General features: G+C 33.7%; 14 protein-coding genes. 8 read left to right on the top strand and 6 right to left on the bottom strand.

What is annotated here, in order from left to right; all coding sequences use genetic code 11:
- Nucleotides 1–55 precede the first annotated feature (55 nt).
- From BMX53_RS13455 to BMX53_RS13445, 3 genes are all read left to right on the top strand, one after another.
- Entirely contained in the window at nt 56–1,951 is a 1,896-nt protein-coding gene (locus tag BMX53_RS13455) for a DUF3857 domain-containing protein (RefSeq protein WP_074746926.1), read from the top strand.
- A 5-nt stretch (nt 1,952–1,956) separates the two neighbouring features.
- Nucleotides 1,957–3,936 (top strand): DUF3857 domain-containing protein, encoded by a 1,980-nt coding sequence (locus tag BMX53_RS13450; protein WP_074746924.1) that lies wholly within the window; start codon nt 1,957–1,959, stop codon nt 3,934–3,936.
- A gap of 150 nt (nt 3,937–4,086) precedes the next feature.
- Nucleotides 4,087–6,054 (top strand): DUF3857 domain-containing protein, encoded by a 1,968-nt coding sequence (locus BMX53_RS13445; RefSeq protein ID WP_074746922.1) that lies wholly within the window; start codon nt 4,087–4,089, stop codon nt 6,052–6,054.
- A gap of 262 nt (nt 6,055–6,316) precedes the next feature.
- Here the strand turns inward: BMX53_RS13445 and BMX53_RS13440 are convergent, their stop codons facing one another.
- The 5 genes from BMX53_RS13440 to BMX53_RS13420 all read right to left on the bottom strand — a co-directional run bounded on the left by BMX53_RS13440 (nt 6,317) and on the right by BMX53_RS13420 (nt 16,592).
- Nucleotides 6,317–9,124, bottom strand: coding sequence for a M16 family metallopeptidase (locus BMX53_RS13440; RefSeq protein WP_074746920.1), 2,808 nt, complete (start codon nt 9,122–9,124; stop codon nt 6,317–6,319).
- Nucleotides 9,124–10,317, bottom strand: coding sequence for a DUF4929 family protein (locus BMX53_RS13435; protein ID WP_083394420.1), 1,194 nt, complete (start codon nt 10,315–10,317; stop codon nt 9,124–9,126). The genes BMX53_RS13440 and BMX53_RS13435 overlap by 1 nt, the downstream gene beginning before the upstream one ends.
- On the bottom strand, nt 10,317–11,696 hold the full coding sequence (locus BMX53_RS13430) for a RagB/SusD family nutrient uptake outer membrane protein (protein WP_074746918.1): 1,380 nt from the start codon (nt 11,694–11,696) through the stop codon (nt 10,317–10,319). The genes BMX53_RS13435 and BMX53_RS13430 overlap by 1 nt, the downstream gene beginning before the upstream one ends.
- Nucleotides 11,696–14,716, bottom strand: coding sequence for a SusC/RagA family TonB-linked outer membrane protein (locus tag BMX53_RS13425; RefSeq protein WP_074746916.1), 3,021 nt, complete (start codon nt 14,714–14,716; stop codon nt 11,696–11,698). Before BMX53_RS13425 ends, BMX53_RS13430 begins: the two co-directional genes overlap by 1 nt.
- 544 nt (nt 14,717–15,260) lie before the next feature.
- Nucleotides 15,261–16,592, bottom strand: a complete 1,332-nt coding sequence (locus BMX53_RS13420; RefSeq protein ID WP_074746914.1) for a metal-dependent hydrolase family protein — start codon at nt 16,590–16,592, stop codon at nt 15,261–15,263.
- Between the two features lie 247 nt (nt 16,593–16,839).
- Between BMX53_RS13420 and dtd the strand changes: the two genes are divergently transcribed.
- The 5 genes from dtd (at nt 16,840) to queA (ending at nt 20,243) form a co-directional block, all read left to right on the top strand.
- Entirely contained in the window at nt 16,840–17,292 is a 453-nt protein-coding gene (gene dtd, locus BMX53_RS13415; RefSeq protein WP_063176308.1) for a D-aminoacyl-tRNA deacylase, read from the top strand.
- Nucleotides 17,292–17,489: a hypothetical protein gene (locus tag BMX53_RS13410; RefSeq protein ID WP_038984482.1), complete on the top strand. Its 198-nt coding sequence runs from the start codon at nt 17,292–17,294 to the stop codon at nt 17,487–17,489. The genes dtd and BMX53_RS13410 overlap by 1 nt, the downstream gene beginning before the upstream one ends.
- 9 nt (nt 17,490–17,498) lie before the next feature.
- A complete protein-coding gene (locus tag BMX53_RS13405; protein ID WP_006257219.1) occupies nt 17,499–17,825 on the top strand; it encodes a nucleotide pyrophosphohydrolase in 327 nt (108 codons plus the stop codon).
- A gap of 6 nt (nt 17,826–17,831) precedes the next feature.
- Nucleotides 17,832–19,058 (top strand): 3-phosphoshikimate 1-carboxyvinyltransferase, encoded by a 1,227-nt coding sequence (locus BMX53_RS13400; protein ID WP_074746912.1) that lies wholly within the window; start codon nt 17,832–17,834, stop codon nt 19,056–19,058.
- Nucleotides 19,059–19,193: 135 nt separating this feature from the next.
- Nucleotides 19,194–20,243, top strand: a complete 1,050-nt coding sequence (queA, locus tag BMX53_RS13395) for a tRNA preQ1(34) S-adenosylmethionine ribosyltransferase-isomerase QueA (protein ID WP_006257217.1) — start codon at nt 19,194–19,196, stop codon at nt 20,241–20,243.
- 42 nt (nt 20,244–20,285) lie between these two features.
- Here the strand turns inward: queA and BMX53_RS13390 are convergent, their stop codons facing one another.
- Complete coding sequence (locus BMX53_RS13390) at nt 20,286–20,615, bottom strand: hypothetical protein (protein ID WP_074746910.1); 330 nt, start codon at nt 20,613–20,615, stop codon at nt 20,286–20,288.
- Nucleotides 20,616–20,632: the final 17 nt, after the last annotated feature.

The raw sequence follows: 20,632 nt of genomic DNA, 5'->3' as shown, positions 1-20,632 counted from the left end.
TTAAGCTTTTTTTAACGTAATTTGTATCAAATAACCTATCTAACACAACACCATAATGAACAAGTATTTGTTTGTATATTTTTTTCTGTGCGTATCTGTTTTTGCACAGGAGAATTATAATGTATCACGCATCGACGATAGCTTCAAGAAAAATGCGTATACAGTAGTCAATGAAGATATAACGGAGGTCAATATCTTAGCTATTGATAAATATGTCAGCAAGACAAAAAGAGTAGTAACTGTATTATCTGAAAAGGGATTAAGTCATTTAGACTTTAGTGAATACTACGGTAAGGGAAATAAGATTAAACAGATCCAAGTTAGTCAGTACGATGCTCAAGGCAAATTATTAAAGGTATTTAAACAGAAGGATTTTAAGGACTATTCACTTAGTCAAGGGATGACTATTACAGATTCTAGATTATTGTCTTTTGAGTTTAATCCTGTTCAGTATCCTGTAGTTTTTGTTTATGAGAGCGAGGTAGAATCTCGTAATACAGCTTTTTTACCTAAATGGTATCCTATACAATATTTTGGAGAATCTACTCTTCTTTCCTCTTTTAGTATTATTAATACCAGTGGAATACCTAGTTCTACTATTCTTTATAACCCTGATTTTACTGATATCACTAAGACAGAAGAAGGAAATAAAGTTACATATACCTTAAAAGATTTTACAGCACTAGATGACGAGAGTTATACTCCTGATGCTAGAAGTCTAGTACCTAACGTAATTGTGACATTAAGTAAAGTTTCTTTAGAAGGTGTGAAGGGAGAGTTCACTACTTGGGAGCAATTAGGAGCGTGGTACTACACTAATTTACTTCAAGGAACAGAAACATTAAATCCAACAACACAAAATAAAGTCAAAGAACTTACTGCAGGTTTAGATGATGATCTAGATAAAGCGAGAGTACTATATGAGTTTATGCAGAGTCATACACGATATATTAGTGTTCAGCTTGGAATAGGTGGATGGAAGCCGATGCTTGCAAATGATGTGAGTAAATTGAACTATGGAGATTGTAAGGGACTTAGCAATTATTATAGAGCTCTTTTAAAAGTAGCTGGTATACAAAGTTATCCTGTAGTGGTTTATGGTTCTTCTTCTCCAATCGATATTAGGGAAGAATCTGTTTGTTTACAAGGGAATCACATGATTCTAGCTATTCCTCTAAAAACTGGAGGATATCAATGGGTAGAGTGTACTAACAACCAACAACCTTTTGGATTTATAGCAGGCTTTACAGATAATAGAAAAGTATTAGTTATTAAAGAAAATGGAAGTGAGATTGTTGAGACCAAAACATATAGTCAAGAAGAAAGTACTCAGATAAGTACTAGTAAATATACTTTATTAGCTAATGGAGACATAAAAGCTTCTATTGAAATATTATCTAAAGGAACTCAATTTGACAATAGATCGCATCTTTATTATTCAAATACAAAAGACAGAGAGAAATATTATAAACGCCTGTTTTCATCGTTCAATATTGAGCAATTTAATGAGTTAAATATTGCTATTGATAGTAAAGCTATTGTTCTAGATGAGAAATTTGCTTTTGATGCGACTAAATATGCTACAAAACTAGGTAATAGACTAGTGTTTTCTATTAATAACTGGAATGCTAGTAGTGTTAATATGAGTAATAGCAAGAATAGAAAACAACCTCTGTATATTAATTCTTCATGGAAAGATATAGACACTGTTGAGGTAACGTTACCAGCTGGATATACAGTAGATAATTTACCAGAGAATGTTACACTATCTAGTAAGTATGGAGAGTATAAGTCTAGTTATGAAGTGCGTGATAATAAGATTTATTATACCAGAATGCATACTGCTAATAAAGGATTATATACAGTAGCAGACTATGAGTTATTTAAACAACATAGAGAAGCTATCCAAAAGTATGATCAAGTAAAAATAGTATTGAAAGTTAACCCATAAGTAATATGAAAAGAGTTTTACAAATAATGATGTGTAGTTTCTTCTTTATTGGAATCTACAATATACAAGCTCAAAATTTTCTTGGAAAAGTGACTGTAGAAGAGCTTCAAGAGTCACAGGATCGACTAGAGCCTGAAGCAGAAGCTGCTGTACTACGCGAATCAGGAAAAGTGTATTTTGAGTATATTCCTAGCGTTGGTTTTAAGATGATAAAGGAAGTGAGTAGAAAGCTTAAAATTTATAAGAAAGATGGATTAGGACTAGCTGACTTTCAAGTAGCATACTATGTAGGTAGTAATGTCACAGAATCTGTTAGAATTAACGATGTAAATACATATAATTTAGTAGATGGTAAAGTTCAGCGTACTAAGATAAAGTCTAATGGAGTATTTGATGAGAAGCTTGACGAGAATTGGAAAAGCAAGAAAGTAGTTGTTCCTGATGTCAAAGAAGGTTCTATTGTAGAGTATAGTTATACTGTTACGAGTGATTATTTCAGTTATATACCAGTGTGGTACTTCCAACGCAATATACCTATCCATGCATCTACTTATGAAGTGCAGTTGCCAGAGTATTTTATTTATACATCAAGGATCATAGGTGATGCTAAAGTAGATACTAAGAAAGAAACAGATAAGAAGAAATTATATCTAACAGCCAATCGATCTAATGATGCAGCAGCATTAGACTTCAAACAAACAACAGATTATTATAGTGTGACAGATGTCAAATCTTTGAAGTCTGAACCTTATGTGGATAATATGGATAATTATCGTTCATGTGTTAAACACGACTTGTCTATTATACGTTATCCTAACCAAAAACCTGAGGTAATATCTCTTAGTGAAGCTGATTTAGTGAAGTCTATTTATACTAATCAGTCTTTCTCTGGACAGTTTGGATTAGATAAACAACTAAGTAAATTAGTAGATATCAATGAGTATAAAGACTTAGACAATAAAGCAAAAGCAGAAAAAGCTTTAGCTAAGACTAAAGAGCTTATCTCTTGGAATGAAAGAGGAGGGTACTATGCTGAAGATGTAAAGAAAGCATTGACTCAAAAAACAGGAACTTATGCAGATGTAAACTTCGTATTGCTTAATCTATTGAGATATGTAGGGGTAGAAGCGTATCCTGTATTAGTTAGTTCTGTAAGTAATGGTATCAGTATTTCATTACAAAAGACTTCTTATAATCGAGTGATTGTTGCTGCTGTTATTAATGATAAAATGACTTATTTAGATGCCACAGAGAAGTATGGTAGCTTAAATATTATTCGTACTTCTAATCTAAATTGGAAGGGATTATTAATTAAAGATCAAGATAAGTTTCAAGAAGTAGAGATGACCCCTGACTTTTATTCTGTAATGAATGAGAATTATACGTTGTCTTTAGATACTGAAGGAAAAGCTATCGGTAGAGGAACACAGCAGTATAGAGATTATGCAGCACTGTGGATGCGAGATGAAATAGATGGGAAGAATGAAGAGGCTATTATTAAATTACTAGAGAAGGATTTAGATAATATAGAGATTCTAAATTTGGCTGTCTTAGAAAAACAAAATGGAGCACAACCACTAACCTTGAAGTTTAGTATGGCTAAGAAGGATCAGGGAACAATTATAGGAAATGAATTGTTTGTCAATCCGACTACTTTATTTTCATATAAGACTAATCCTTTTACTAGTGTAGAGCGCAAGCTACCTATACGTTTTACTTATCCACTTATTTACCTGTACAAAGTGGCTATTGTAATACCACAAGGTTATGAGGTAGACTATTTACCAGAATCAAAGGTAATAAAGGATGATGATATTGAATTAGAGTTTGATTATAAGATGCAGAAGGAGGGGAATAATTTAATATGTACTATTAAAATTGCAAGAGGACATTATATTGCGGTTAATGACTATCCTAAAGTGAGAAACTTTTATATAAAGATGCTTGAGAAATTAGAAGATCAGATTATTCTTAAAAAGAAATAAGTAAAGAGAACCAAGATGAATAGTCTTGGTTTTTTTATGTCTATATATAAAGTTCGGTTTTAATAACAATCTTTTGTGAGAACGGCATTTGCTATATTGTATAATTGTGGTAAATTTTGACACTTAAATACTACCACAAAATACGAGACTATGAACAGACTTTTTACAATTATATTAAGTGTATTTCTTTTGCTATTAACTCCTATTTACGCACAGGATTTTCTAGGTAAAGTAAAGGTTGAGGAATTAGCCGAATTAAGCAATACTTCTTTCCCTAAAGCTAAAGCTGTAGTACTAAATGAAGAAACTATCATAGAGTTCGAATACAGTATGGACTATGGTTTTAGAGTGAATGAAATAGTTCATCGAAAAGTTAAGCTATATGATGTAGCAGCTAAAGAGCAATTAAAATTTGTAGTTGCTTACGCATCTAAAGGATATTCTAGAGAGGATGTAGTGATCGAAGTATCTAATATTTATCGTTTAATAAATGGGCAAATAGTAAAAGAGAAATCAAAAAAAGAAAGCCTAATTGATACTGATAAAGGTAACTGGAGAGAGAAAGGCGTGTCTTATAACGATGCTAAGGCAGGAGATATTATAGAATATTCGTATACTAAATCGACTAACTATATTGATGAGTTACCAGAGTGGTATATTCAGAGTGATATACCTAAAGAAAAGACGAGTTATAGAGTGACAGTACCTGAATATTTTTTATACAGTATTATTCAGAAGGGAAGAATAAAACCAACGGATAAAGAAGCTAATGCACGTATTAGTTTTAGAGGAATGAATGGAGGTTTTGGCCGTACAGAAGTAAATGCTATTCAGAAAGAGTTTACAGCACAATTAGTACCAGCCTATGAAGTAGAACCTTATATGAGTAATCCAAGTAACTATATTTCTACAGTTCGATTTGATTTACAACAAGTCCAAATGCCTTATAGTTCTCCTGAGAAAATAATGCAAACAGAAAAGGAATATTTTGTAGACTTACTTAAGAGTAGAGGTTTTGGTAAAGAGTTAAAACAAGATAAGTTTCTTAAAAAAGAGTTGAACATTGAAGAGTACAAAGGACTAACTCAAGAACAAAGAGTAAATAAGGTGCTGAGTATTGTACAGAATAGAGTTAAGTGGAATAATGAATATAGTATCTACATCAATAATGGTATAAAACCAACGTATTATAAAGGTGATGGTAATAGTGCAGATATTAATCTATTATTAGTAGCAATGTTACGAAATGTAGAGGTAAAGGCTAATCCCGTGTTATTAAGCACAAGAAGTAATGGAGAAAAGATAGTATGGCAACGCAACTATTATAACCATGTAATAGCAGCAGTAGAGTTAGATAACCAAATTTATTTATTAGATGCTACTAATCCATATACAGCATTAAATATATTACCTCCAGAAGATTTAAACGGTGAAGGAAGTATCTTATATGATAACGGAATAGTGAGTAACGTTAATTTAATGCCACGATTTGTATCTGCTTTAAATAAAAAAATAACAATGACTCCTAATGCTTCTGGTACAATCAATGGACAGATAATAGAAAATCACAATAACTATGAGGCTCTAAACTTCCGAAACATGTATGATGGAAGTGAATGGCGATTAGGCAAATGGTTTGAAAGCCAAAATTATGGTGTAACTGTAAATGAATCTAAGGTATATGACTCTAAAGACAATATTAAAGATGTACGTGTAGTATATGCTTATACAAGAGCTAATGGTGCTATCGTATTTAATAATAAGATATTTGTTAAGCCATTTCAGTTTTATCCTCTGCTAGAGAATCCATTTAAACAAGAAGAGCGTCAGACTCCAATCTACATTGGTTACCCAGAGTTAGATAATTATCAAGTTGCAATTAATATACCTGATGGATATAAAGTAAGCGAATTACCACAAGGATTTACTAAGAAAAGTATACAGTCTGGGATAGAGTTACAAACTAAATTTGAACTAAAAGACAACCAAGTATTGTGTACATTAATATTTGTAAAGGGTAAAGGTGTGATAGATCCGAAGGAATATCAAGAGGTCAAAGCAATCTTTAATGACTTAATAAATCAGCTACAAGTACAGGTAGAACTTGAAAAGAAATAAGTGAACAATTAGAAGTAACTGAAACAAATAGAGAAGTATAGAAGAGCAAGGAGTATACCTGAGCAAACTATTATACTAAGTAGAAATAGAAAAGGCGGTCTTTACAGATCGCCTTTTCCCGTTAGTAAGAAGTAAGTATTGATTAAATCTCTAGTGAGATAATCTCAAGTTATGAAACTGTCTGGTAACAGTTGGGTATCTTTCTATAACAAAGTCCTTAAATAAGACCACTTGTTATATCAAGTATTCTGCAAAGGTAGGATTATTTTGGCGTTACTAAAAATACTCCGTAGCTAGATGTTGTAAACATTGATTTGGCTACTTTAATTAAATCATCAGGAGTGATGCTATTCAGTATCGTTTCATAATCATTGAAGTCTTTTAGAGAACTGAAGTTTAACTGAGTCTCTCTTAATTTATCTACCCATCGGAATGTACTTGTTTCTGTTAGGTGTAGTTTTTTATTGTTTAAGATAGTTCGTTTCATTTGCCCTAATTCATTCTCACTAATGCGTTGAGTCTGAATTGAGTTAATCACCTCCATTGCCAGTTGTTCTAATTTCTCTACATCAGATAAAGTTGCAGAAAAGAATAGACTCACTGAAGTACGAGGATTAGGATATATCTCTACTTCTAATGCAGAAGAAGGAGAGTATACCAGCCCTTCTTTCTCTCTTGATAAGGTTAAGAACTGGTTGTTAAACATTTCTCGGACAATATGAGCCATCATACTTTCTTTTAAGACTGGCTGTATTGTACCATTAAAGACAATCGTTGCATCAGTTCTTTCTACATCAGAACTGCTTAGAGTAACTCGCTTAACCTCTTTTAAAGGCGATTTAAGAGAGTTTCTGTTTTCTTGTGATACTTTATTAGTATGACCTTCTAATGATCCGAAATACCTTAATGCTTTCGTTTTTATCTCTTCTGCATTAAAGTTTCCTGCTATTAGTACATATACTTCGTTCAGATTAGCAAAGGATTGATTGTATAGACTAAAGAAGTTATCTAGATTTACTTTTTGCCAATCCTCAGCTGTAGTAAGTTCTTCACTACTTAGAGGAGCCCCTTTTTTATAAGCTTCTATTTGATGTTCTATCTGTATAGAAGGATTGCTAAGTAGAGATGATGGAGTAGTGGTTGTATCTATAGCCGCTATACTTTCTTCTACATATTCTTTAAAGTCTTGTTTAGGTTTGATATAGTCATATAGCTTTCTATATGTCCATTCGAACAGGTCTCTAGTATTTCCTTTTCTCGATGAGGTATTGATGATACTAGCATCATTATTTATACTCACTAGAGTAGAGATTTCTCTATCAGCACCTACACTCATATATCCATCATGAGTTAGCCCGTGTATCCATGAAGAATCAATAAAGTAGCTAGCATCTTGATAATACTTGCGTTCATCAGTAGATATTTGGCTCAAACCATTTCGGGTAAACATTGTTAGGATATAGTTGTCATCAGTAGCTTTAGTCGGTTTGATACCAATGCGAAGCCCGTTAGAGAGTGTTAGCTCTGTGATATCTAGGTTATCATAATGTTGTTCTGCTGTGATTGTTCCCGTATTTTCAGAATGAATAGGAGGCATAGCCTTCCAATGAAAAGACCCTTTAGGTCTGTGATGGCTTTTCTTTTTCTTCGCCTTTTTGAATACAAGCGTTTTAGTTGCTCCCTCAGACCACTGTTGGTCTAATTCTTCAGCAGACTCTATAGAAAATAAACGATCATTAGCAGTTAATAAGTATAGGTTCTCCTTACTTGTATCCCAGATAGCAGTATGTTTTTGGTTTATATCTTCACGTGTAATTTCAGGGAGTACTTCTTCTAATAATCGATGTCTATCTACAGAAGAGATATAGTGACTATTTACCACTACCTGATCTACGTAAGCATTCGTTACATAAGTGATATCCTCATCCGTGGTAGGAGTAGAGTGATTAAGTAAGTGCTGTTTGAATCTAGTTAATTCTTCATTATGTATTCCCTTTACAGTCATTGTATTTAATACACTAGCTGTTAAATTAATACCACTGTATAGCTCTTCTTTAGTCTTCGCCTTAAGCTCTAACGCATTCTCATTTTTATTTGGTAGATACCATAAGCTATGCGCAGTAGTTTGGCTCTTAGCTTGACTAAGTTTGTGATTTAACCACAGCTTATACACCTGTTCTATCACTTGTTGTTTATAATCAGCCTTGTTAGCTAAGAAAGGAGCATCACTAAATCTAATAATCTCCAATTTATTAGCAGTAGCATTACTGTCTTTTTGAACTTCAAGTCTATCAGCATAAGTTGGGCTAAATGTATTTTCGCTCTGTGTGCGAGTTAGGTTTGATTGTCCTTTAAATGCACCAAAGTGTTTCTTTATTTGCTCAACTGCTTCTGTTGTATTTACATTTCCTACGATGATGATAGTCGCTAAAGTAGGATTATACCATCGTTGATAGAATGCTTTAAGCTTGATAGGATCTAGATTCAGTATATCTGACTCAGTGGCTATAGGTAACCTATTAGCATGTGGTGTATTTTCTAGTTTTTTACGATTAAATAAGGGCTCTGTCCCGAAGTCTTTAATTTCTTGGATAACTATTCTTCTCTCTTTCTCTATCCCTTCCTTGTTTAGATGTGACTTACCTAAGAAGTTACCTAAGATATTTATAGCTAAGTCTTGCTGTCTGATATCTAGTAAAGAGAGATCATATACAGTGCGCTCATACGTAGTATAGGCATTGATATCTCTACCGAACTGATAGCCTAATCGCTGTAGTGTATCGATAGCTTGTCTACCTGGGAAGTCATCATTACCATTAAATATCATGTGCTCTAAGAAGTGTGCAAATCCCTTCTCATCATCTCGCTCTTGTAGTGACCCTACATTTAAGACTAATCTGTATTCTGTCTTTTGTTGAGGTATAGGGTGTATGATATAGTTAAGACCATTATCTAAGGTACCATAGATAGCTTTATCGGCTTTAGGTAAATCAGAAAAAGTACTCTGCCCAACTGCAAGCAGAGGACAAAGTACTGAAGCAAAGAAATATAGTATTTGAGTACGTTTCATTATTTTAATTTGTATTCTACATTGAATAAGATGTAATCTCCAGCATTAGCATGAGAGATTATAAATTGGAAGTTTAGTTTGTTATCAGCTAGTTTAGCTGTTGTTTCTTTCCAGGCACCCTCTCCATTATTATCAAAGTCATCATGTGTAATATTAGTTTGGTTAATATACATACTAGGATCTACTGAGCCTCCCATTTCTATGTTTTCTATAGCTAATGGATTTCCTTCATCTATTAGTTTCTGTAATCTATCCCAAGCACTGTATTTAAATTGAAAATGAATAGTGTTAATGTCATCTCCCCATTCATTTTTATCATAGTGAATATAGGTGATTTGTCTACTGCTTAAATCAATTTTAATATCGTCAAGTTCTACTTCAAATATCTCTTTTGTGGTAGAGCTTAGATTTATAAGAGACATGATCTTTTGAGCACTAGGATATTGAGTCCAATATTCTAAATCGTCTATTGTTTCAAGTCTAAATAATTGATATAGATAACTTTCTATACCCATAGGATTAGAAGTCATCTTAAGTATTGGTGTATCAGGAGTAGATTTGTCACTTAGAGTAATACTAGTATAACCTTTTATAACAGAAGTGTATGCTTTATACATTGTCTGTAGATTAGAATCTCCTGGGAAGTTGATTGTAGTTTCTACTTCTATCTCTCCCATTAGTGGATATAAGTCTAGTCCTTTTCGTTTGTATCCGTCTAGTAGTTCTATCTGTTTATCTGTTAGTTCTTGTGTTTTTTTGATTGGAGTTACATAGAAGTTGTAGTCTTTATCTAGAGGTAGTGTACTAGAGTTCTTTATTATTTTAAGTGTTACTTTGTGCTCACTGTCTAGTAATTGTCTAGAAGTACTCTTTATTTTAAGTACTCCTTTTTTTTCACCAGCTTTAAATGTGATAACTGGGTTTTCGATGACTACGATAGGCTGTAGATTGACGATATGGTTTTCTAAAGCAAATTCTAAGGTGATATCTTCTGTAACTCTATTTACGAGATACACATTGACTAGTAATTCATCAGTACCATTGTCCTGCATAAAAGCAGCATTGTCATTTAAGAGTACTATTTTATTTTCCCCTGTATAACCTTGTAAATCATCCCCTTTTGTACAACTAATTATTAATGTACTTAAAAGAGTTATAAAGAATAGTAAATGTGTTTTGATGTTCAGTGTCATTATTCTACAGTTTGCCACCCTTCATTCTGAGTGATATTAGTGTTGTATCTTATTTCGCTATTCGGAATAGGCCAAGTCCATCTATAATCAGAAGATTCTATAGTGCTTAGTTTTTTATTAGAATCAGGTAGATATCTTGTTATAGAAGTGTTCCATCTTTTTAGATCAAAGAAGTTAATGTGTTCACCTATGAATTCTTTTTGTTTTTCTGCTCTGAATATAAGCCTTAGCGATTGTTGTGTTTGGTTCTCATTTATCAAATCGCTCTGTACAGAAGTTAAAAACTCATTTAAACGTTCAGTAGCTTCTTTTAGTTTATTCTGTTCGACAAGACTCTCTATTAAGATGAAGTGTGTTTCTGTATTTCGTGCCAAAACTATTTTTCTCTGTTCTTTATCAGCATAGTTTATTTTGTATTTTCCTAGTAGAGCTCTTGGTTGATTAGCCCCACCCTGTCCTTTCATCTCATAAAAGATTTGAGATACACTATGTCGGATATCTGATTCTGTGTATTTATTTAAGAAGTTTATTTGCATAATATCTCCATTCGCTCCAGAATCTACTAAGTAATTATTTGGATTTTTATTGAAGTCATATGCCCAATAAATCTGATTGGTTGGAGTATTGTTTTTATTAGTCCATATAGCACTGTATTCTTCCTTAGACGTTGGCAGAGGACTAGCCTTAGATAGTATAGCTTTAGCAAGTGCTTCTGATTTATCATACTGCTTAGTGTATAAAGCTATTTTGGCTTCTAATTGTAGCATTGTATTTAGCGTGATAAAATACACTTGTTGACTTTGATAATTCTTTGTTAACTCTATGGCTTGTGTAAGCATAGAGTTGATGTATTCTATAGATTCGATTTGAGTTAGCCTACTATTGTTTTCTATGTTAAGATTGTCTTTTTTTAGCACCCCTAGTGATTCTGGCGTATAACGTGGACTATACAATTGTAATAGTTCAAAATAACTAAATGCCTTTAGTGCTAAAGCATTTCCTTTAACATAGTTCCAGTCATTCCCTTTGTCTTGGATATTTTGTTCAGTGTTAATGATTACATTTAAGTGTGCTATAGTATTATAGTAACTATCCCATAATGACTGTGCTTGAACTTTTAATGTTCGCTCCTCCCAATTGTAGTATAACTTATCATCACTATTATATTCAATAAGATAAGTAGGCTGTAGATCTTCACTTAAGACAGTGAAGGTTTTAGTATCTATAGGTAGTGTACGATATGCTTGAGCCAATACAGACATCGCCTTTTGTGTTGTATTGATTACATTATCTCCTGTTATTTCTTGTTCGTTTTTTATGTCTAAAGAACAGGCTGTGAGCGAGAGTATTGTTAGTCCAGTTATTATATATTTTATCATCAGAATGTAGCGTTAAGTGAGAATGTAAGTATAGGTTGTATAACATCTTTAAGACTGCCCTTATCTTTTTCAAATCGGTGAGTATAGATATTATCAGCTTGTATATTTACTTGTAGAGATTTGAAGTATTTATTAATAAAGCTGTTATTCGTAATACTATAACCCAGTTGTATATAATTTAGCTTGATATAATCGGTTTTGTATATTTTTCTAGACGAAGGTTGTGCGTTAATAGTGCGTATTGCTTCAGGCATATTCTTCATTGGGTATGTTTTGTTTTCGTCCCCTACCTCAAACCACATATTGTCTAACTGCCCTGCTAAGGCATTCTGATTAGCACTAGCAAGATCTCGGACATACATACCACTCTGTATTGCTTTACCACCTAATCCATAGTTTATATTTACAGCTAATGACCAATTTTTATATGATATATAGTTATTAAAGAAACCAGCATAAGGAGCTATTGTATTTCCATAGTTTCTGTAGTAGGAAGTTTGTAGAGCATCCTTAACTATTATAACATTGCCATAGCTATCAACATATTCTGGCAAGCCTGTAATAGGATTAATTCCATTATCCTGAATACCATAGATGATACCTAGTGATTTTCCTACCTCATATTGTGGAGTTTTAGCATCTTCACTTGTATAGATTCGATCTGTGCCATATAATGCTTTTACCATATTGTTGTTATAAGATAAAGATGCAGCTGTATTCCATCTAAAGTCATTTAATCTTATTATATCACCACTCAATACGAATTCAACCCCCTTGTTTTGTAACTCACCGATATTCTTAGTAAATACATTAAAACCGTTACTAGTAGCTATAGGAGATGACATAATAGACTGCTTAGTAATATTGTTGTAAAGGTTAATCAGCAAGTTAAATCTAGCTACAAAGCCTAAGTCCATGCTTATATTAGTACTATAAGTCTGTTGAGGTTTTAAGTCTTTGTTTGGCAAGGCTCTTAGTTGTAATAATCTGTATTCACCATAGAAGTCATTGGTATTAGCAAAAGTTATGTTTATTGCACTAGGTGTGATACCTTCCATACTTGCAGTATATCCTATAGAACCTTTAAATTTTAAGGAAGTTAGAATACCTTGTTTTTTAAAGAAATCGTACTCACTTACTGTCCAACCTAATCCCATTGACCAAGCATTATTCCATCTTTGGTTACTAGGAAGTTGAGAAGAGCCATCTCGTTTAATACTTGCATAGAAATCATAAGTATTGTCATAATTATATCCCATCGCAGTACCAAATCCTAGTTGTGCATTTTTAATTTTATCACCTCCCACACGTGGTGCGTACTCACTTATTAAACCATTGTTGATTCCAGATAAACTATTTACATCATCAGATATACCATAGCCACTTGCTGTAATATTTTTCAGTTGTGTGGTGTAGTAGTCCATATTTAAACCGAAAAAGATATTGTGATCTCCAAATTGTTTTTGGTAGTTTGCACGGATATTAGAAGAGAAGTCAAATATTTTATTATCACCTTCGCTTATATAACCTTTTGCGTTATTAGGTATGTCTTTTTGACTATATGCAGTAGATAGTATTCTTTTATTTTTTTCGGCAATACTATAGTCTCCACCAATAACTCCTGAAAGACTTAACTCTGGTAATATATCCCAATGCATTACTATAGAAGAACTAAAACGCTTAGTGGTAGTCTTTTCTTTGTATTGATTGATTAAATCACTGTAAGCTCTATTACCAACTTGGCTAAAGAGATTCTTAGATTCTTTTGTTTCGTATGGATTAAGTGAGAATGCTAAAGAGGTAGGATCATTACCCATACCGTTCTCTGTATTAGCAGTAGAGATACCAAAACTGTTGTTTAGGGATAGTCTAAAGTTATGCGCTATATTATAGTCTAAGTTAGCACGTGCTGTCAATTGGTTAATGTCATTACCAGGTATACGCCCTCCTTGTTTACTATAGTTAAGCGAATAGAAATAAGTGTTCTTTTCCGTTCCTCCACGAACCCCTAGATTGTAAGATTGAAAGTGGTTGGGTTTGATTAATTCTTTAAACCAATCTGTATTGATTTGTTTTAAAGAGTCTAGTACTCTTGCACCTTTGGCTAATTCTTGTTCTAGTAGAGGACTATTAGCATACATTTTATTGATATACTTAGCAGAATTAGTATAGCCTGGCGAACCAGTTCTTTCAATGCGTTCTTCGAAGGCAAGCTTCTCTGTTGTACCCATCATACGTGCAGGGCGTTCTCCTCTAAAGGTAATTCCTTGTTTCATGGAGTAACTAAATACAGGTTTGCCATCAAACCCTCTTTTAGAAGTTAACTCTATCACCCCATTAGCAGCCTTAATTCCATATAGAGCTGTCGCAGGTGCGTCTTTAAGTACTTTGATTGTACTAAAATCATTTGGATTAAGCGTCATGAAGGTCTCTGTAGAGATAATGATACCATCCATTACAAAGAGAGGCTCATTGGCTGAACCTTTATAATTAAAAGAAGAGTTTCCTCTTAGTCTTATTTCTGGTTTTTGACCTAGTTCACCAGAGTAGTTCACGGTAAGTCCGGCTACTTGTCCTTGTAATAGTTTAGCCATATCTAATTCAGAGCGTTGGCTAAGCTGAGTCATGTCTATCGTAGTAACAGAACCAGTTGTGTTACGAATATCGATATCATTAATGTTGGTTGACTTGCGTATGACTACCTCGTCTAACTGTTTTATATTGGAAAGTAAGTAGATTGTTTGAGTCCCTTTTTTTAATTTCATCTCTAAGTTCTCATATCCGTAGTGACTTATGATAACAGAAGAATGGTATAATTCAGGAATAGCAAATTCTCCTTTCTCATTGGTAAAGAAAGTATCACCAGATGCTAATACTGTGATAACGGCAGTATCTAGGCCTTTTTTGGTTTCTAAATCTAAGATCTTACCTGTGAAGACAGGCTCTTGTGCATAAACTCCAAGTGCACAAAATAAACTGATTACAAGGGATGTAATAGCTCGTGGTGGAGTAAGTAACATAATGGCTTGTTGTAATTAAGACTAATTCTAAATTGTTGTGCAAAATTACTTAGTTTTTTTACTTATCAAAATGTTAATCCATTTTATTTAGATTTGATATAGATTATTTATTGACGAATTGTGAAGTTATAATAGTTGTTTATTATTTCTTTTTAAGGGTGTTATTTTGTTTTATTTAGTTGTAATACAGTATTTTGTTTTTAGTTTTCACTGTATTTTATGTCTTAAATGTAAATGTTTCTTATTTAGAATTACTTTCTTTTGTAGGGGAGTGGAGGTAGTGTATAAGGAAGAGGTTTGTTCTTAATTAATGGCCTTTATTTAGAATCTAGTATGATTTCAGTATGTCAAGAGGTAGTGCTCTGTTCTGAATGTGTACTTAATAAGAGGATCATCAGTGGGCTGTGACTCCGTTGTTTTTATCATTTTAACGGACTCACTACGGACTCATAATGGAGTAACAACGGAGTCAGTTTAAACGAAATAAGAAGGGCTGTCTTACATTCGTAAGACAGCCCTTCTTGTTATATTTATTGACTAAGTATTATTTCTTAGTAGAGATTGTGTTTTTATAGATTTTACCACCTTTCATGATCATGATAAAGCTTTTCTCAGGATTAGCGATTAGCGATAAATCTTTTAATGGATTACCATCTACTAGTAGTAAGTCAGCATAAGCTTGTTCTTCTACTACTCCTAGTTTACCTGGATATGGGCTACGCAATCCAGAAAGTTGTAGTAACTCAGCATTGTCTTGAGTCACCATCTTTAAAATTTCTGCATTAGTAAACCATTTTTGTAAACGCAGAATGTAAGTATTCTGATCTTTGTTTAATTCAGGTTCGAATAAGAAGTCTGTACCCCAAGCTAACTTAACTCCTAGCTTTTTAGCTAGTGGCCATACTTTATCTTGTCCTTCTAATACAGGTTTGCGCTTCTCTTTGCGTTGAGCATCCATATTATCATTATTGTCCATTAGGTTCTGTAAACTCAACCAAATGTTTTTCTCTGCCATTATTTTTAGCGTTTCTTCATCTAGCATTTGTCCATGTTCGATAGATTTAACACCAGCTTCGATAGCGCGTTGTACAGCTCTAGGAGTGTAGGCGTGTACCATAACATACGTACCCCAATCTTCTGCTGCATCTACAGCTGCCTTGATTTCATCAAAAGTGTATTGAGTCACATCGATAGGATCATAAGCAGAAGAAGTACCTCCACCTGCCATCACTTTGATTTGGCTAGCACCAAAGCGCAAGTTTTCTCTAGTTGCTGTTAGTACTTCATCACGTCCATCAGCGATAAAAGTAGCTCCCATCTCTTCTGCACGAGAAGGCTTACCAAAGAAACGACGTGAGCGTTCATTAGGTGTTCTAAAGTCTCCATGACCTGCAGTTTGGCTAATCGTAGCGCCAGAAGGCCAAATACGTGGACCTGCTACCTTGTCTGCATCTACAGCAGCCTTAAGTGGGAATATAGGACCTCCAGCATCTCTTACACTTGTAAAACCACGCATAAGCATGCTATTTGCTCCTACAGCTACATTTTGCATTAAGCTTTCAGGAGTAGCAGTAGGAGACATCATTTGTTCCATACTTAATGCTCCGAATACCATATGTACGTGTACATCTATAAGTCCTGGCATTAGTGTTTTACCATTACCATTTATTTTGGTCACATCACTTCCTTTTACAGATATTGCAGAAGGACTGATCTTTTCGATAGTCTGACCTGATACTAACACATTCATTGGTGTTGTAAGGGCAGCAGTCTTGTGATCTAATATTCTAACATTCTCAATAAGAACTTGTTTTGTCTGAGCAAAAGCAACTGTTGAGCTAGCAAGAAATAGAGCTAATAATGATTTAAACTTCATAAATTATATAAATTATGGGTTGTTTTTACAAAAAAAATAAGTTGCCTCTAAGTTATTATAAAAGTAGGTTTCTGCCTAACATTATTTGATGTTGTTGTTGGAATTGCAGGACTTGTATGAGAAAATGATAAATAGTATGCTTTATTGTTTTGGGGTATCATAGAAATAATTCTATTTAATGTAAGGTAGAACTTTAGAAAGTTTTTAAGTTTGTAAGTATTAGCATAAACAATATAGAACAAAAGAAATGAGAGTAGTAATCCAACGTGTGACTAAAGCTTCTGTAACGGTAGAGGGTAATGTAATCGGTAAGATAGGACAGGGACTGTTAGTCTTAGTAGGAGTAGAGGATGTAGATACAGTACAAGATATAGAGTGGTTGTCAGGAAAAATAGTGAATCTACGTATCTTCGAAGATGAGAATGGAGTGATGAATAAGTCTGTGAAAGAAGTGGAAGGAGAGGTGTTGCTAGTAAGTCAGTTTACCTTACACGCGTCTACTAAGAAAGGAAATCGTCCATCTTATATAAAAGCATCTAAACCTGATTTTGCTATTCCGATGTATGAGAAGTTTATCAAGCAGTTAGAACAAGATTTAGATAAGTCTATTCAGACAGGAGAATTCGGAGCAGATATGAAGGTAGAGCTTCTAAATGATGGACCAGTAACAATAGTAATAGATAGTCAAAATAAAGAGTAATGAATAATTTAGTAAAATTTAGTTTATTCACAGTTATCTATGTGATCATGACTTGGTTCTTAACAGAAGAGGTAGGTTGTGCTTTCTCAGGAGATCAACAATGTTTAGTAAGCTTCGTAGGGAAGTATGTTGTCTTTATGATATTAATGTTCGTTTATGATAAATGGATAAAAGGTAGAATTTTTAAAACAAAATAATTAAGAGATATGAATATTCAGGATGCACAGTTAGCAGTAGATAATTGGATTAAAGAACATGGAGTTCGCTATTTTAACGAACTGACTAATATGGCTCAACTTACAGAAGAGGTAGGTGAGGTAGCTCGTATTATCGCTAGACGATACGGAGAGCAATCTGAGAAAGAGAGTGATAAAAATAAAGATTTGGGAGAAGAATTAGCTGATGTAGTATTCGTAGTAATGTGCTTAGCTAATCAGACAGGTGTGAACTTACAAGAAGCATTTGACAAAAAAATGGACTTGAAGACTAAGAGAGATCACGACCGTCACCATAATAATGAAAAATTAAAATAAGAATACGTGAATATTAAGCTGTTAAAAAGTAAAATAGAGAATGACAAGACACTTGTCATCTCTGGTAGTAAATCTGAGAGCAATAGATTATTGATCTTACAAGAATTGTTTTCGTCATTGACAATAGATAATGTGTCTGACTCTGACGATGTATGTGCTATGCAACGTGCATTAGCCTCAATAGAGAATGTGGTGGATATACATCACGCAGGAACTACTATGCGATTTTTGACAGCTTATTATTCGCTGTGTAGTACTCGTGAACTTGTATTGACTGGAAGTAGTCGAATGCAAGAGCGTCCTATCGGTATCTTAGTAGAGGCGCTTAGACAACTAGGAGCTGATATTGAGTATGACAAAAAAGAAGGTTACCCTCCTCTTCGCATCAAAGGTAAAATAGTAGAAGGAGGTAAAGTTGAATTGCCTGCTGATGTGAGTAGTCAGTATATCACTGCACTATTATTAGTAGGAACAAAACTAAAGAAAGGAATAGAGTTACATCTAGTAGGTAATATTACTTCTCGTCCTTATATAGAGATGACACTACAACTACTAAAACAATTAGGAGTGGAGAGTACATTCGAAGGGAATATCATTAGTGTAAAACCATTAGTGAAAGTGAATACAGAGCAGTTTACAGTAGAATCAGACTGGTCTTCGGCTTCTTATTTTTATTCTTTTGTCGCATTGTCACCTATTGGGACAACTATTAAACTAAAGAGTTATAAACAAGATAGTTTACAGGGAGATAGTTATGTGAACGAACTGTATACTACATTAGGTGTTGAAACTACTTATTTAGCTGATTATACGCTAGAACTGAAAAAAGTGAGAGAAACGGCTCCTGTATTTAAAGCTGATCTTATAGAAACACCTGACTTGGCACAGACTATTGCAGTAACTTGTTTTGGTTTAGGGATTAAGTGTGAGATGACTGGGCTACATACTTTAAAAATTAAAGAGACAGACCGCTTAGTAGCTCTTCAGAATGAATTGACTAAACTAGGAGGGAAGGTAGAGATAACAGATAAATCTATGGTAATATATCCAACTGAAGGAATGAACGAGGGGGTAGAGATAAGTACTTATCAAGATCACAGAATGGCTATGGCTTTCGCTCCATTAGTATTAAAAGGAGATATAGAAATATCTGAGGCAGAAGTGGTAACTAAGTCATTTATAAACTACTGGGATTGTCTAGCTCAGATAGGTGTAAATATGGCTAAAAAATAGGGTCATAAAATTAAATATGGCTAAATACTTGACAACCCCTACTCTGAGGTTGTATATTTGTACTCAATTTGGACATCTATACACTTAGATGTCTGGATGTAGTTTAGTATTATTTTCTAACAAAACACATATTCAATGAAGTTATCAAACTTTAATTTTGATTTGCCTGAAGAATTATTGGCAGAGTTTCCAGCAGAGAACAGAGATGAGGCACGCCTAATGGTAGTAGATCGTAAAACTGGGACAATAGAGCACAAGTTATTCAAGGATTTAATTGATTATTTTGACGAAGGAGATGTGATGGTGTTAAACAACACTAAAGTATTCCCAGCTCGTCTATACGGTAATAAAGAGAAAACAGGTGCAAGAATTGAAGTATTCTTATTACGTGAGTTAAATGCTGAACAACGTCTATGGGATGTATTAGTAGATCCTGCTCGTAAAATACGTATCGGAAATAAATTATACTTCGGAGATGATGATTCATTAGTAGCTGAGGTAATCGATAATACAACATCTAGAGGAAGAACTTTACGTTTCTTATACGATGGATCTTATGAAGAGTTTAGATTTAAATTACAAGAGTTAGGAGAAACACCTATACCTAAGTATATTAACCGTGAGGTAGTGCCAGAAGATGCTGAGCGTTACCAAACTATCTATGCTACTGAAGAAGGAGCTGTAGCTGCACCAACAGCTGGATTACACTTCTCTAAGCACTTATTAAAACGTTTAGAGATTAAAGGAGTAGAGTTTGCTAATGTGACATTACACATTGGTTTAGGTACTTTTAACCCAGTAGAGGTAGAGGATTTATCTAAGCATAAGATGGATTCTGAAGAGATGTTCGTTAACCAAGAGGCTTGTGATATCGTAAATGCTGCTAAAGAAAGAAAGAACAGAGTATGTGCTATCGGTACTACAAGTATGCGTGCATTAGAAAGTTCTGTTTCTTCTAGTCAGACATTAAACCCATTTGTAGGATGGACGAATAAATTTATATTCCCTCCTTATGACTTTAGTATTGCAGACTGTATGGTAACTAACTTCCATATGCCTAAGTCTACATTATTAATGATGATCTCTGCATTCTGTGGACATGACTTAATGATGAAAGCTTATAAAGAAGCTGTAGAGGAAAAATATAAATTCTACTCTTATGGAGATGCAATGTTGATCCTATAATTAGGACAATTAAATAATGATAATAGAAAGCCTTTGAGATTCTCAAAGGCTTTTTTTATCTAGTGTATTTAGTTGTTTAATGAATTGATTGATATCTAATTGGAATTGCTTGCTGTACTTGCCAAAATAGATGCTTATGCTGGGATGTTCTTCTATAGTACATGCTATGGCATTACAGATGGTTTCATTGCCTAGTATAGCTCCAAATTTTCCATTGCCTCCTATAGTGAACGTTAGTTTAGTAATACAATCTCCGTTAGGTCTAGCTATGAACCAATAGTCAGTAGGGGTCTGTAGGTTATATTCTGTGAGAAGTTTCCATTTAGAAGCTTCTAGTTTTAATTTTAATAATTCAAGATGTGATTGACTCATATTATTTCAATTTATTG

The organism is Myroides marinus, from assembly GCF_900109075.1.
GTDB lineage: Bacteria > Bacteroidota > Bacteroidia > Flavobacteriales > Flavobacteriaceae > Flavobacterium > Flavobacterium marinum_A.
The sequence above is the reverse complement of the archived record's forward strand: the minus strand, read 5'-3'. Positions and strand labels throughout refer to the sequence as shown.

Bases quoted from the DNA above. Each gene is read 5' to 3' on its own strand.
- BMX53_RS13455 (WP_074746926.1), top strand. From the start codon at position 56: ATGAACAAGTATTTGTTTGTATATTTTTTTCTGTGCGTATCTGTTTTT.
- BMX53_RS13450 (WP_074746924.1), top strand. From the start codon at position 1,957: ATGAAAAGAGTTTTACAAATAATGATGTGTAGTTTCTTCTTTATTGGA.
- BMX53_RS13445 (WP_074746922.1), top strand. From the start codon at position 4,087: ATGAACAGACTTTTTACAATTATATTAAGTGTATTTCTTTTGCTATTA.
- BMX53_RS13440 (WP_074746920.1), bottom strand. From the start codon at position 9,124: ATGAAACGTACTCAAATACTATATTTCTTTGCTTCAGTACTTTGTCCT.
- BMX53_RS13435 (WP_083394420.1), bottom strand. From the start codon at position 10,317: ATGACACTGAACATCAAAACACATTTACTATTCTTTATAACTCTTTTA.
- BMX53_RS13430 (WP_074746918.1), bottom strand. From the start codon at position 11,696: ATGATAAAATATATAATAACTGGACTAACAATACTCTCGCTCACAGCC.
- BMX53_RS13425 (WP_074746916.1), bottom strand. From the start codon at position 14,716: ATGTTACTTACTCCACCACGAGCTATTACATCCCTTGTAATCAGTTTA.
- BMX53_RS13420 (WP_074746914.1), bottom strand. From the start codon at position 16,592: ATGAAGTTTAAATCATTATTAGCTCTATTTCTTGCTAGCTCAACAGTT.
- dtd (WP_063176308.1), top strand. From the start codon at position 16,840: ATGAGAGTAGTAATCCAACGTGTGACTAAAGCTTCTGTAACGGTAGAG.
- BMX53_RS13410 (WP_038984482.1), top strand. From the start codon at position 17,292: ATGAATAATTTAGTAAAATTTAGTTTATTCACAGTTATCTATGTGATC.
- BMX53_RS13405 (WP_006257219.1), top strand. From the start codon at position 17,499: ATGAATATTCAGGATGCACAGTTAGCAGTAGATAATTGGATTAAAGAA.
- queA (WP_006257217.1), top strand. From the start codon at position 19,194: ATGAAGTTATCAAACTTTAATTTTGATTTGCCTGAAGAATTATTGGCA.
- BMX53_RS13390 (WP_074746910.1), bottom strand. From the start codon at position 20,615: ATGAGTCAATCACATCTTGAATTATTAAAATTAAAACTAGAAGCTTCT.